9 protein-coding genes are annotated in these 15,231 nt (G+C 41.1%); 4 read left to right on the plus strand and 5 right to left on the minus strand.

Going from position 1 to position 15,231, the window contains the following annotated elements:
* Positions 1-25 precede the first annotated feature (25 nt).
* Complete coding sequence (locus tag BM015_RS18420; protein ID WP_090662279.1) at positions 26-1,111, plus strand: TIR domain-containing protein; 1,086 nt, start codon at positions 26-28, stop codon at positions 1,109-1,111.
* A gap of 45 nt (positions 1,112-1,156) precedes the next feature.
* Here the strand turns inward: BM015_RS18420 and BM015_RS18425 are convergent, their stop codons facing one another.
* Positions 1,157-1,645: a TlpA family protein disulfide reductase gene (locus BM015_RS18425; protein ID WP_177191956.1), complete on the minus strand. Its 489-nt coding sequence runs from the start codon at positions 1,643-1,645 to the stop codon at positions 1,157-1,159.
* Between the two features lie 65 nt (positions 1,646-1,710).
* A complete protein-coding gene (locus BM015_RS18430; RefSeq protein ID WP_090662284.1) occupies positions 1,711-3,249 on the minus strand; it encodes a glycoside hydrolase family 32 protein in 1,539 nt (512 codons plus the stop codon).
* 171 nt (positions 3,250-3,420) lie between these two features.
* Between BM015_RS18430 and BM015_RS18435 the strand changes: the two genes are divergently transcribed.
* Positions 3,421-7,593 carry a MopE-related protein gene (locus BM015_RS18435; RefSeq protein WP_090662286.1) on the plus strand — a complete coding sequence of 1,391 codons (4,173 nt, stop codon included), beginning with the start codon at positions 3,421-3,423 and terminating at the stop codon, positions 7,591-7,593.
* Positions 7,594-7,750: 157 nt separating this feature from the next.
* Here BM015_RS18435 and infC read toward each other — a convergent pair whose 3' ends face one another.
* The 3 genes from infC to BM015_RS18450 form a co-directional block, all read right to left on the minus strand.
* On the minus strand, positions 7,751-8,320 hold the full coding sequence (gene infC, locus BM015_RS18440) for a translation initiation factor IF-3 (protein WP_090662288.1): 570 nt from the start codon (positions 8,318-8,320) through the stop codon (positions 7,751-7,753).
* A 68-nt stretch (positions 8,321-8,388) separates the two neighbouring features.
* Positions 8,389-10,320, minus strand: coding sequence for a threonine--tRNA ligase (gene thrS / locus BM015_RS18445; protein ID WP_090662290.1), 1,932 nt, complete (start codon positions 10,318-10,320; stop codon positions 8,389-8,391).
* 204 nt (positions 10,321-10,524) lie between these two features.
* A complete protein-coding gene (locus BM015_RS18450; RefSeq protein WP_090662292.1) occupies positions 10,525-12,075 on the minus strand; it encodes a S10 family peptidase in 1,551 nt (516 codons plus the stop codon).
* 251 nt (positions 12,076-12,326) lie between these two features.
* Here BM015_RS18450 and paaZ point away from each other — a divergent pair, with 251 nt between their 5' ends.
* Positions 12,327-14,399 carry a phenylacetic acid degradation bifunctional protein PaaZ gene (paaZ, locus tag BM015_RS18455; protein ID WP_090662294.1) on the plus strand — a complete coding sequence of 691 codons (2,073 nt, stop codon included), beginning with the start codon at positions 12,327-12,329 and terminating at the stop codon, positions 14,397-14,399.
* Positions 14,400-14,490: 91 nt separating this feature from the next.
* Positions 14,491-15,153, plus strand: coding sequence for a GDSL-type esterase/lipase family protein (locus BM015_RS18460; protein WP_090662296.1), 663 nt, complete (start codon positions 14,491-14,493; stop codon positions 15,151-15,153).
* Positions 15,154-15,231 lie beyond the last annotated feature (78 nt).

Here is a 15,231-nt window from a genome sequence, read left to right on the forward strand (position 1 = left end):
TACTTTAGTAGGAAAATCATTTCTAATGCCTGATATACCTATGACAACATATAAACCGCCGGGTGACCTTGATTACCTGCAGGCTATTGACGAAGCCTTTTCTACCGCAATGGTAACTATCCAGTTTCAGGATAAAGCAAGAACTGACCAGGCTCTCATGCAGGCCAGAACAGCATTTAAAAAATTATCCCCTGCGGTTGAAAACAATTTCAGGTTGATTGCAGAAGGCCAGGTGAATTACATAGAATTAGTTGCCGCCTTATTGAAAATGACATTATACCAGGCCGAGGCCAAAATAGAGAAAGCGGTGGAGCAATATAAAAATGCACTTTCAACATGCAGGAGTGGTTTTGGCTTGATGCAGCAGCTTGTTCCGCAGTATGAAGATGAAAATGAAAAGAAAATATTATTAGGTTATTTATTTAAAATATTTGAACTGTTTATAGAAGGCCTGGGATTAGCACTGCAGATGCAAATAGACAGGAAACAGGGCAAATTTGTATCAGAACCGGAAGTGTTGAAACAAACAGTGGCAACCTGGAAAAAAATTGAAGAGCTTGACTTTATTAATGTGCCTGCAATAATTGCTTTACGTGAATCTTTTACGCAACAGGCCGGGATATATGAGAACACTATTGAACGGCTGCTGAATGAACAGAAAACAATAAGTTTTTTGCCGCCATTGGCAAGGAAAGTTTTTATTATACACGGCCACGATGAAGGTAATTTACGCCTGCTGGAAAACATGCTTGAAGATGAATTTGAACTTGATGTGGTTGTATTAAAAGATGAGGCAAACCTTGGGGATTCTGTAATAGAAAAGTTTGAAGAAATGGCAAGGTTCTGCGGTTATGCGATTGCTGTTCTCTCACCTGATGATATTATTAAGAATAAAAACACAAAATATTTTCAGGCAAGGCCAAATGTATTGTTTGAAATGGGCTGGTTTTGCGGGCGCTTTGGCAGGTCGAGGGTTTGCATTATAAAACAAAAACAATTGCAGTTGCCTTCCGATCTTGGTGGCGTAATTACACTGGAATACCATGAATCTGTTGAAGAACTGGAAGGCAAACTGAGAAAGGAATTAACCGCTGCGGGCATTTTAGTTTAAACTAATAAACTAATCAAAAGCGCAAGAAATATTTGCCAACATTTACTAATGCGGGTCGAAACTACTTACCTCTTTTGCCAATACATCAGGATCTTCTGTGGGCGACAATTTTTTCACTTCTTTCAATTGCTTATCGTAAAGAACGATGTAAGGAAATTTCTGAATGTTATAATATTTCTGCACAATAAATGTGAGTCCTTCTGTTCCTATTTTAAAATAAGGCTTTGTTGCTACATTATAAGCCTGGTCAAACGTTTTTATTTCATTCACAGGCTGATAAGTTATCATTATAATTTGTTTATTCTTCAACTGGCTTTCCTGGCGCATCAATGCATCCATAAAATGTTTGCAATGATCGCAGGTGGGAGAAAAATAAACAAGTACCGTTGGCGTATTCTGTTTTAATCCCTGGTAAGTAAACATATTACCGTTGGTTAATGTTATTTTGAACGGTGCAATATTTTTCGATGGCTGTGCAAACGAAAAATAACCAATGCTGCAGGCAATTAAAAAAGTAAAAATTCTTTTAAGCATAAGTTTCCTCATATTGATTTTTAAGCAGGCATGAAATCATAATCATATATAGCAAAAGCAGGTTCTTATTTCCCACGATTTGACAAATCCCTGATCTTTATATTTTTTATTTCAGCGCTTCCGCCTGCTGCAAAAGCTGTAATGTTATCAGCGTGTTCACCGGGATAAATATAAGTAGTTAAAGCTGCTTCACCATCATTCACAAAAACCTCCAGTGAAGATTTATCTAACAGTATGGTTAATTTAACAGCGTTGCTATTGCCTTCTATATCGATTGTCCTCTTAAGTGCATGCTCATTTAATTTACCGCCGGCATTTGTCCGGTCAACAGTTAGCTGGCGGGTTGAACTATTATAACTGATTACTGTTTCATTAATCACTTTTCCGCCTTCATCTTTTTGCTGCGCTATCCTGAAACCCGCTACAGCATTGGGTTTTACATTCAGTTCAGCGTCGAGCCAGTAAGCATTACCCTTTATTTTACCAGCCTTATCAGGATTTATTTCTTCATTATTTAATTCCAGGTTTGCAACAGAAACAACATTATCGGAAAGCTTATCAAGGCTCTTTGTAATAACAGATGATGGTTTTTGAATGAGCCGGTAACCTTCCGGTGTTTGCTTTAAACTCAAATCTCTTGGTATTGACATTTGCCCGCGCCATGGCCATGTAGGTTGCGTATTGGGGATCATCCAGCCAATATAAATCTTTTTATCGCCAGGCACATTATTCCAGGGAATGGCGGCATAATAGGTGTCGCCATAGTCAAGTGGCAATACTTTGTCTGCAGCATTATCATTCTTAAATTCCTTACCATCAAAATCGCCCACAAAATATTGTTCAAATACGCCGCGTTCGCCACCTGCCGCCGATATGCCCAAAACCCATTTTTTTACATTCGTTCCTTCAACCGGCAACTGAATTAAGAAAGGGCATTCCCAATTGGCGCCGGTATAACCCTGCGGCCCGAATTCGCTCAGCAATGTCCAGTCTTTTAAATTAGGAGAACTGTAAAATTGCGCTTTATGCATATCGGGCACCACTACTGTCATTAACCAAAATTTTCCCGGTTCATACCAGAAAACATTGGGGTCTCTGAAGTCGAGCCTGTTTAAATCAACAACAGGATTTTTTTCATAATTCACAAACGTTTTGCCACCATCATTGCTGTAAGCTATGTATTGTGATTCATTGCGCCTGTTAGGGCTGTGCGCTGTGTAAATAGCCACCACGCATCCGCCGTTTTTGCAAAAGCCGCTGGTATTGTTTTTATCCCAAACAGCGCTGCCCGAAAATATCCAGGTGGTATCGCTATCTTTTATTTTTTCAGGAATAGCTATGGGCAAATGCTTCCAGTGAATAAGATCGGTGCTCACGGCATGGCCCCAGCTCATGTGCCCCCAGAAATTTTCAAATGGGTTCTGCTGATTATACAGATGATATTCGCCGTTGAGATAAAGCAAACCATTAGGATCGTTTGTCCAGTTTTTATCAGGCGTGAAATGATACACCGGCCGCCATTGCAGTGTGGGTATATTATCAGACTGGGCAATTAATGCCACTTTAATAAGCACACTTGAAAAACAAAGCAATAATCGTTTCATAATTTTTCCTGTTAACAGTTACGTAGCCAAATTACAGGATGCACCTTAAACTTCAAATATTTCCATATTGTTATCATTAGTGCGTACTACAAATTGAGTATTTCAGGGGTTAATGATTTAATAAATTTTTGCATGGTCTAAAACTTTATTCATTCAAAACAACCATGCTTTATGAAACGTATGAGACTTCTACTCTTTTTTCTTGCATTACTCTGTATGAAAAACAGTATGGCCGCAGAAAGCGAGCCTAACGATACAAAAGCGCAGGCAAACACGCTTGCCCTGGGCGGGAGCAATTCAGGCGCCATCGGCTCTGCTACCGATATAGATTGGTGGAAGGTAACTACCAACAGCGATGGCAAACTGAATATTACTATTACCGTTTCCAACAGTGAAAATATATGGTGCCAGATATATGATAATGATGGCACCACGCTTTTAACAGAGGGCTATACTGCAACCACTGCAACAGTTTCGCAGGACGGGCTTGCAAAAGGCACGTATTATTTAAAACTTTATCCGTACTACAGCAAGCACATGCCTGCTTATACTGTTTCAAATACTTTAACTAAGCCCGGCCAGGTAAATGATACAGAACCTAATGATTCCAGGGCTGCAGCTATTATACTGCCGCTGAATAGCAGCGTAACAGGCCATATAAATTATTATTATAACAATAAAAGAGATTCATCAGACTGGTATAAATTAACCACAACCGAAAACGGGCGTATTCGCTTAACTATATCTTCTGCCAATGGCAAGAACGTATGGGCTTATTTATATGATAATGATGGAACTACTCAATTGGATGCCGGTTATACATCCGGGAATGCGGTTGTGGTTAATAAAGATGGCCTTGCTGCCGGTATTTATTATATAAAAATCAAACCATACTACACAAACGATTTTGCGCCCTATACTTTATCTGACAGCTTGTTTACACCAACAGAAGCAAATGATACCGAGCCAAACAATTTAAAAGCGCAGTCGCTTACGCTGCCATTAAACAGCAGTGTAACCGGCCATATAAATTATTATTATAACAATAAAAGAGACAGTTCTGACTGGTATAAATTAACAACCAACAACGATGGCCGCATACGCCTTACAATTAAATCCGGCAACGGACAAAATGTTTGGGCATATTTATACGATAAAGATGGCATAACGGAATTGGATGCCGGTTACACATCAGGCAATAAGGTTGTAGTAAATAAAGATGGCCTTGCTGCCGGCACTTATTACGTAAAGGTGAAGACCTATTATACCTCTGAATTTGCGCCTTATACATTATACGACAGCCTGTTTACAACACATGAAAATGATACTGAACCTAATAACTCAAAAGCACAGGCAATTTCATTACCATTGAATGACGGTGTTAAAGGCCATATTAATTACTATTATGATAACAAGAAAGACAGTTCTGACTGGTATAAGCTGGTAACCAACAGCGGCGGCAGGATACGTTTAAAAATCACATCTGCCAACGGCCAGAACGTATGGGCTTACCTGTATGATAATGATGGTACAACACAATTAGATGCAGGCTACACCTCAGGCTCTGCCGTTGTTGCAAATAAAGATGGCCTTGCTGCCGGCACTTATTACGTAAAGGTTAAGACCTATTATACTTCAGAGTTTGCGCCTTATACGCTGGAAGATAGTTTGTTTACGCCGGAACAGTTAGACGATTCTGAACCAAATAATACGAGGGCGCAGGCGCTTACCTTACCGTTAAATGGCAGCACAACCGGATATGTAAACTACTATTACGATCACTATAAAGACACAGCCGATTGGTATAAACTAACAACATTAAAAGATGGTGTTATCACACTTAATTTACAGTCTTACAATGGTCAGAATAAGTGGGTTTATTTGTTTGATAATAATGGCACCACACTTTTAAAATCTGCCTATTCCTCCACCAGCACCTCTGTTACGTTTGATGGGGCACAGGCCGGCACTTATTATGTAAGGGTAAACCCCTATTATACCTCAGAATTTGGCCCGTACACATTAAGCAATACGGTCACTTATTATTCTTTTGAAAATGACACCGAACCAAATGGCTATGCAAACCAGGGCCAGGTGGTTACACCAAATGCAACAACAGGTGGCCATGCAGGTTTCTACTATAATAGCAGGCGGGATACCGCAGACTGGTTTAAATTAAACTATACAGGCAAAGACGGCAACCTCAGCTTTACTGTTAAACAGGAAGAAAAGAAAACAGGTGGCTATGATAACCTTTGGTTCAGGTTGTATAAGGATACAACTGCTTCACCCGTTCATTCAAGTTATGCAGCCGTTGCTAACCGCAAAGTTGACCTTACCGGATTGAAGAAAGGTGATTACTGGATAAAAGTTATCCCTTATTACAGCTCTGATTTTTCAAGCTATTCATTCCTTAATACATTCACGCCGGAAGAAGAAGATCTTTGTGATGGAATAGATAACGACGGTGATGGAGAGATAGATGAGGATGCCGAAAAATTCACCTTCTATGCCGATGCTGATGGTGACGGCTATGGCAACCCGGGCGTTACCAAAATGTCATGTTCCCAGCCTTTTGGTTATGTAAGCAATAATAAAGATTGCAATGATGATGATAATTCAATCTACCCCGGCGCTCCTGAATTGTGTGATGGAAAGGATAACGATTGTGATGGTTTTACAGATGAAGACGGCGGCGTTACATGGTATAAAGATGCTGATGGTGATGGCTATGGCGATGCTTCCATTTCTCAAAAAGCATGCGCACAGCCAACAGGGTATGTTGCTGATAATACTGATTGTAACGATGCAGATAATTCAATCTATCCCGGCGCTCCTGAATTGTGCGATGGAAAGGATAACGATTGTGATGGTTTAACGGATGAAGACGGCGGCGTTACATGGTATAAAGATGCTGATGGTGATGGCTATGGCGATGCTTCCATTTCTCAAAAAGCATGCGCACAGCCAACAGGGTATGTTGCTGATAATACTGATTGTAACGATGCAGATAATTCCATCTACCCAGGCGCTCCTGAATTGTGCGATGGAAAGGATAACGATTGTGATGGTTTAACGGATGAAGACGGCGGCGTTACATGGTATAAAGATGCCGATGGTGATGGTTACGGCAATGCTTCCATTTCTCAAAAAGCATGTGCACAGCCAACAGGTTATGTTGCTGATAATACAGATTGTAATGATGCAGATAATTCAATCTACCCCGGCGCTCCTGAATTGTGCGATGGAAAGGATAACGATTGTGATGGTTTAACGGATGAAGACGGCGGCATTACATGGTATAAAGATGCCGATGGTGATGGTTACGGCGATGCTTCCATCTCACAAAAAGCATGTGCACAGCCAACAGGGTATGTTGCTGACAATACTGATTGTAACGATGCAGATAATTCAATCTATCCCGGCGCTCCTGAATTGTGCGATGGAAAGGATAATGATTGTGATGGTTCAACGGATGAAGACGGCGGCGTTACATGGTATAAAGATGCCGACGGTGATGGTTACGGCGATGCTTCCATTTCTCAAAAAGCATGTGCACAGCCAACAGGTTATGTTGCTGATAATACAGATTGTGATGACAACGATGCTGAGGTTTATCCGGGCGCAATTGAAATTGCCGATGGTAAAGACAACAATTGCAATGGGGAAATTGATGAAGGCACAGACACGGGCAACAATGTTGGCGTATCTGTTTATGATATGATTCAGAAGGAGCCGGATTCAAAGAATGCCAATATGCCGTTCATAGTAAGATTAGGCAAACCTTCAGACCGCGAAGTAAGGGTTGATTATACTACGCAGGATAATTCTGCTAAAGCTGGTTCAGATTACATAGCAAAAAACGGCACCGTAGTATTCGCTCCGGGAGAAAGGGTTAAACGCATTGTTATATCCATTAAAGGCGATGCTGTAAAGGAAAAAACCGAAAAATTCAACGTGGTGCTGAGCAACCCGGTAAATGCTCACCTGGGCAGAAAAACAGCATCAGGGCTTATTATTGATAATGACGATAAAAAAGTACAGGCTATCGAAGATGATCGGGCAGCAAGCATAACGCCATCAATTGATAAAGGATTGAAAATTTCGCCCAACCCGGCATCAGGAATGGCTAATATTTCCCTTGCCGGCTACAGCGGAACTGTAACTATACTCGTAAGCAATATGCAGGGCAAAATGCTGTTGCAGAAGAAAGTACAGCTCTCTTTATCCAAACTGGCTTCCGAATCACTGGACGTTTCCATGTATGCCAATGGCATGTACATAGTAACAGTTATTGATGAAAAAGGAAACAGGCAAACGGTACAATTAGTTGTGCAGAAATAGCCTGTTAACAACCCACTCACTGCTTTAATTGTATAAAACCCGCCGGCAATGGCGGGTTTTATTTTTTTGCCACTATCACATTTAACGTTCAGGTAAGTACAATAAAAAATCGTACAGCATGTTTTCCATACTGCACGATTTAAAATTTATATAAACGTTATGCTTTTTTCTTCACCGGTTTTGGTGCAAATATCACCAGCATTCTCTTGCCTTCCATTTTAGGCATGCCTTCCAGCACACCCACTTCGCCAAGACGTTCTGCAAACTTTAATAAAAGCAATTCGCCACGCTCCTTAAACATAATGGCGCGGCCTTTAAACTGCACATAAGCTTTTACCTTATTGCCTTCTTTCAGAAACTTCTCGGCATGCTTTGTCTTAAATTCAAAGTCGTGATCGTCGGTGCCGGGCGTAAAGCGTATTTCCTTTACTTCACTTTGCTTGGCATTCGCCTTCATTTCTTTTTCCTTACGCTTTTTCTCGTAAAGAAATTTCTTGTAGTCGATTACTTTACAAACGGGTGGGTCGGCGTTTGGTGAAATTTCAACCAGGTCAAGCTCCTGCTGCTGCGCTATGCGCAACGCTTCCTGTGTAGGATAAATACCCACAGTTACGTTGTCTCCAACCAACCGTACCTGCGGTACCCGGATTCTTTCGTTTATGCGATGTTCAGGCTCGGGCTGCCTGTTAAAACGAGGATTAAATCTTCCTCTCTGAGGTAAAGCCATTCAAATTTGTTTCGTGAATAATTAAAATTAAATTTTAATGAATGAAAAATATATCCTGTAAAAATAGACTATCCTTTTCTTTCTGCAATTTCTTCTTTCAGTAAATTAATAAATTCTTCAATCGTTTGCGGCTCAGGCTCAGTCTTGTTATTTTTCCTGATGGCCAGCTTTCTTTCCGTCATTTCCCTTTCGCCAATAACCAGCATATATGGCACTTTCCCCATTTCAGCATCACGGATTTTTTTGCCGATTTTTTCGCTGCGTTCATCTGTCTCAACCCTTATGCCAGCTTTCATTAGCTGCGTGAAAACTTCTTTTGAATATGGAAGGAATTTATCGCTGATAGGCAGTATTTTCACCTGCACCGGCGACAACCACAGGGGCAATCTCCCTGCATAATGCTCTAATAAAAACCCAATGAAACGTTCATGTGTGCCCAGCGGCGCCCGGTGAATAATTAACGGAACATCAGAAGTGTTGTCAGGTTTTGTGTAAGTAAGATTAAAACTGCGTGGCTGCGAAAAATCAACCTGGTTGGTTGCCAAAGTAAATTCACGGCCAATTACGCTGTAAATCTGCACGTCAATTTTTGGGCCGTAAAAAGCAGCTTCATCGGCCACTTCCACGAAAGGAATTCCAGATTCAACCAAAACATTGCGCACCATTTCTTCGGTTTCCTGCCAAAGCTCCGGCTCGTTCACATATTTAATACCGAGCTTTTCTTTGGAGTGAAGCGATAAGCGCATCACATATTTATCAATACCAAAAATTTTGAAATACTTCAGGTACATATCATTCACAGCACGGAATTCATCTGCAAACTGTTCTTTGGTGCAATAAATATGCGCATCGTTCATGTGCAGGCAGCGCACACGCATCAAACCAAATAATTCGCCGCTTTGCTCATAGCGGTAAACGGTGCCATATTCGGCGACGCGATACGGTAAATCGCGGTAACTTTTTGGCTCTGCCGCATAAATTTTATGATGATGCGGGCAATTCATGGATTTGAGGTAGTACTTCTCTCCTTCCATTTCCATGGGCGGGTACATGCTGTCGGCATAATACGGCAAATGCCCGCTGGTGAGATACATGCTTTCTTTGGCAATGTGCGGTGTAACCACACGTTTGTAACCGGCAGCAGCTTCTGTTTCTTTAGCCAGTTTTTCCAGTTCTTCAATGATAACTGTGCCATTGGGCATCCACATAATCAGGCCCGGGCCAACATCATCATCCATCGTATAAATTCCCAGTTCTTTACCCAGTTTGCGGTGGTCGCGTTTTTTTGCTTCTTCCAGCATCGCCAAATATTCATCCAGCTCTTTTTGAGAGGGGAATGATATGCCGTACAAACGGGTAAGCTGTTTATTCTTTTCATCGCCCTTCCAGTAAGCGCCGGCAATATTAGTAAGTTTGATGGCTTTTATAAAACCCGTTGAAGGTATATGCGGGCCGCGGCAGAGATCGGTAAAATTGCCCTGTGTATAAAAAGTAATGTTGCCGTCTTCTAAATTTTGCAACAAATCAAGTTTATATTCATCGCCTTTTTCAGTGAAATAGGCAACGGCTTCTGCCTTCGGCGTTTCTTTTCTTATATATGGATTATTTTGCTTCGCCAGCTCATTCATCTTCTTTTCCAAAGCACGCAAATCTTCTTCGGTTATCTTTTTATCGCCCAAATCCATATCATAATAAAAACCATTATCAACCGGCGGGCCCACCCAAAACTTTACACCGGGAAACAGGCTTTCAACAGCTTCCGCCATTAAGTGCGCCGTAGAATGCCAGAAAGTTGAGCGGCCTTCCGGGTCTTCCCATTTCAATAGTTTTACGGCGGCATCTTCTGTTATAGGCCGCGTGGCATCCCAGGTTTTACCGTTTACATTAGCTGCGATTATCTTTCTGGCCAAACCTTCGCTTATCGACTTTGCTATATCCAATGGCGATACGCCGCTTTCATATTGTCTTACAGCGCCATCCGGTAACGTAATATTGATCATAAATTAAAAGAGTAAAAATTCAAAAGTAAAAATTCAAAACGGGTTGCAAAATTAGTGAATGATAAGGAAGCGATAAAGTTTGAATTACCGGTAGTAATTATTGAACCCGGGGGTATAATAACCACTAAGGCACTAAACCACAAAGGCACACGAAGCCTTCATGCCTTAGTGGTTCAATTAAATTAATATTTAAGAATATCCAGGCTAATGAGACGCATTTATAAATTTCGCCACATTATCATGCAACAACTTCAACGATTCAGGATGCAGGTAAACCATGTGACCAGACTGGTATTTTGCATATTCAATATTCTTTTGCAATGCTACAGGAATAGGCAAATGCTGCATTTCGTAAATACCTTCAAAATAAGGTGTGCCCAAATCAAAATAACCCATATTCAGCATTACTTTCATATCCGGGTTATAGATCATCGCCTGCGCCAAATCGTTCATTACATTGGGAAAGCCAACAAAGCCGCGGCGCTTGAAATCCCAGGGATGCACATTGCCAAAGGTTTTGTAATTCATACCAATGCCATATTTCAAAGTAGTGCGCACATAGTTATTAAAAGTCGCCGTAAAAGCGCCATCGATGTAAGAATCCATAGGATCGTACTGCGCATATTCACTTAAAGGATCAATGGCGGCACCGGAAAAACGCGAATCTAAACGGCCGGTGATTTTACTGGAATCGCCCAATAATGTTTGTTCGAATTGCGGACCTATAATACGCAGGTTGGCCTTTTTAATATAGTCAACCGGCAGGCCGGTATATTGATGCAGTTTTTCAGCCACCTGGTTAAATTGTGCTGCATCAAGCGCAGCGCCTTTATTCAATGCTATGGCATAATCGGTCAACGCAAAATTTTCCACTTCAGCCAAAAATGGTTCAAGATTAGCCGGCTGATTTGGCAGCTTGTGATGATACCATGCCGTGGCTGCAAAAGAAGGCAACACCAGCTCAAAAGGCAAGCCATCGCCGGGGTTTTCCTGCGTCATTTCTGTCATATTTCCATACGTTAATAACTGTGATAACAGGATAATGCCATTCAACGCAACACCTTTATCCGAGCCAAGAATATTGGCCACAACAGCAGAACGGAAAGTGCCATAACTTTCACCAAACAAATATTTAGGCGAATTCCAGCGGTTATAATCTGAAAGGAATTTTGTGATGAAGGAAGCAAACGCCTGGCCGTCCTGGTCAATGCCAAAAAAGTCTTTATTGTTGCCGGCGCCGCCCAAATCTTTTGTAATCACCTGGCCAAAACCGGTGCCGGGCGCATCAATAAAAACAAGGTCGCTGGCATCCAATAAACTATAATCATTATTCACAGTTTTGTAAGGCGCTTTTGTTCTTTCGGTATCGGCTATATAAACCCTTTGCGGGCCCCAGGCGCCCATGTGCAGCCAGATAGTGGAACTGCCCGGCCCGCCATTATAAATAAAAGTAAGCGGACGCTGTGCCGGATCATCATCCCGCTTAAAATAAGCCGTATAAGACATGCTGATAATGGGCGTATCCTGCGCATTTTTAAACACGAGGCTGCCTGCAACAGCTTCATAATTGATGGCTTTCCCTTCAACGGTAACACTGCCATACGTAATAGAACGTTGCTGTTTTTTATAATTAACAACAGCGCTGTCGAGCGAATTATCAATGCGGGCAGCAGGGAACATTTCTTTTTTTTGCTGGGCGGAAACAACGAAGCCGGATACAAAAAAGATGACGCCAAGAGCTAAAATTCTTTTCATTTCGATTGAATAATTTTTTTGTGTGTGATAAAAATTGCAGCAGCATTGGTTTACGCAATATAATGAAATGCACCTGAACCGTTTCCTGAACGCTGTTTAAAAAATTATCTCACAATTCTCAGAGCAAGTGGAAACATGTTATTCCTCTGTGCAGTCCTTTGCTCCGTGCGAATATTTAATACCATAACAATTACTGCATTTGCAATAGCAGAACAACTATCAATCGTTAGTTTTGTCAAACAAATTGCTATATGAATAAACTCGGAAATTTTGTTGCTGATAAATGGATTACCGGTGATGGCGAAGGACAGCCTTTATATAATGCTGTAACTGGAGAGCCGATTACATCTGCCACAACCAATGGCCTGGATTTTAAAGCCATGATTGATTATGCGCATACGTTTGGCAATCCTAATTTGCGCAAATTAACTTTTCACGAACGCGGCAGAATGCTGAGGGCACTGGCTTTGCACCTGCGCAATCACCTTGATACATTTTACGCACTTTCTTACAAAACCGGCGCCACCAAAACCGATAGCTGGATTGATATTGAAGGCGGTATCGGCAACCTGTTTTCCTATGCTTCATTGCGCAGGAAATTTGCAGATGAAACCTTTACTGTTGATGGCGAAGGCATTAATCTTGGTAAGCAAAATACATTCATGGGGCATCATATTTTGGTGCCGAAAGAAGGTGTGGCCATTCATATTAATGCTTTCAATTTTCCTGTTTGGGGCATGCTGGAAAAATGCGCGGTGAACTGGCTGGCGGGTGTTCCGGCCATTGTAAAACCTGCAACCATTACCAGCTATTTAACTGAAGCAGTAGTAAAAGAAATAATTACCTCCGGCATTTTACCGAAAGGCGCATTACAATTGATATGCGGCAGCGCCGGCGATTTACTGAATCATGTAACATCGCAGGATGTGATAACTTTTACCGGCTCTAAATCAACCGCATTAAAACTAAAAAAGCAAGACAGGATTTTGGAAGAATCGGTGCCATTTAATATGGAAGCCGATAGTTTGAATTGCATTGTTTTGGGCGATGATGTAAACCCCGATGATGCAGAATGGGATATTTTTATTAAAGAAGTAAGAAAGGAAATGACGGTAAAAGCCGGGCAAAAATGTACCGCCATCCGCAGGATTTTTGTACCGGAAAATAAGCTGGAAGATATGTGGAAAGCTTTAGCAACATCTTTATCGCAAACGGTAATCGGCAACCCGTTAAATGATAAAGTGAGAATGGGCTCACTGGCAGGTCAATCGCAGCGCGATGAAGTAAAACAACAAGTGCAAAAAATATTGGCATCATCACAAATTATATATGGCTCGCTGGATAGCGTTGAAGTTATTGAAGCCAATGCTGATAAAGGCGCATTTATCTCTCCATTATTATTATTGAACGAAAAACCTTTCGCTTCAACGGCAGTACATGAAGTGGAAGCCTTTGGCCCGGTTAGCACCATCATGCCGTATAAAAATATGGATGAAGCCATTGCTTTAAGCAGGATGGGCAAAGGCTCTTTATGCTCATCCATCGTAACAGCTAACGACAAAATTGCAAGGCAATATGTATTAGGTGCAGGCACGCATCATGGAAGGATTTTAATATTGAATAAAGATTGCGCCAAAGAAAGTACGGGGCATGGTTCACCGTTGCCCATGCTTATTCACGGAGGCCCGGGCAGGGCTGGCGGCGGCGAAGAAATGGGCGGTATTCGCGGCGTAAAACATTATATGCAAAGGGTAGCCATACAAGGTTCGCCAACAACTGTAACCAATATCACAAACGTTTATCAGCAGCATGCAAAAGGAATAGAAAGTGATGTTCATCCATTCAAAAAATATTTTGAAGAACTGCAAATTGGTGAACAACTCATCACACAAAAAAGAACAATTACAACTGATGACATTAACCACTTTGCCGATTTAAGCGGCGATCATTTTTATGTGCATTTAACCAACACAAATTTTGCGGGAACTATGTTTGAACAACAGGTAGCGCATGGTTATTTTATTATGAGTGCCGCAGCCGGTTTGTTTGTTGACGGCTACGAAAAAAATCCAGTGCTATTAAATTATGGCATTGATGAATTACGCTTTACAAAACCTGTTTATCCGGGCACAGCCATCTATGTAAAATTTACCTGCAAAGAAAAAATTCCGCAGGAACAAAAACCTGCTTCGCCGGCAGGCAGGGAAACAACTGATATTCCACGCGGCATTGTAAAATGGCTGGTTGAAATATTTGACGACACAAATGAACAGGTGGGCATTGCAACTATATTAACGATGGTGGCAAGGAAAGCTGAAGTATAATAATCTATCTTTTTAACAGTAAGCGCACGTTTCTTTACAGTAACTATTTATTGCAGCATTTATCTTTGAAGCAATAATCAAACTATTAAGTATGAAACGTATTGCCTGTTATCTTTTTATCTTTTGTTTTGTTTTTTCTTTAACCCTGCATGCACAGCAGCCGGCTTTTTATAACGATATTCAGAAATTTAAAGAACAGGACAGCATTAACCCGCCGCCACAACATCCCATATTACTTATCGGCAGTTCTTCCTTCACTAAATGGAAAGATGTGCAATCTTATTTTCCCGGTTACACTATTCTTAACCGCGGCTTTGGAGGCTCTTCTTTACCTGATCTCATCCGTTATGCCAACGATATCATCTTTCCTTATAATCCAAAAGAAATAATTATTTATTGCGGGGATAATGATTTTGCTGTAAAGGATTATGTTTCTCCTGAAATAGTATTTGAACGTTTTAAAACTTTATATGCCGTCATTCGTTCCAAACTCGCCGATGTTCCGGTTGCATTTATTTCTATTAAGCCCAGCCCCAGCAGGAGAAAATACTGGCCGCAGATGATTGAAGCAAACAAGATGATTAAAGATTACATCGGCACACAACAACATGCTTCTTTTATTGATGTGTTTCACCCTATGTTAAATGAAAATAAAGATGCAAAGCCTGAAATATTTTTAAGCGACAGCCTGCACATGAATGCAAATGGCTATGCAATATGGCAAAAAGCCATACAGCCTTACCTGGTGAAATAATACTATATTAAACAATCAAGAATTAGCCACAGATGCACAGATAAAAGTCTGTGCATTTGTGGCTAAAAGAAATTGCCT

The organism is Parafilimonas terrae (genome assembly GCF_900115755.1).
Taxonomy (GTDB): Bacteria; Bacteroidota; Bacteroidia; order Chitinophagales; family Chitinophagaceae; genus Parafilimonas; species Parafilimonas terrae.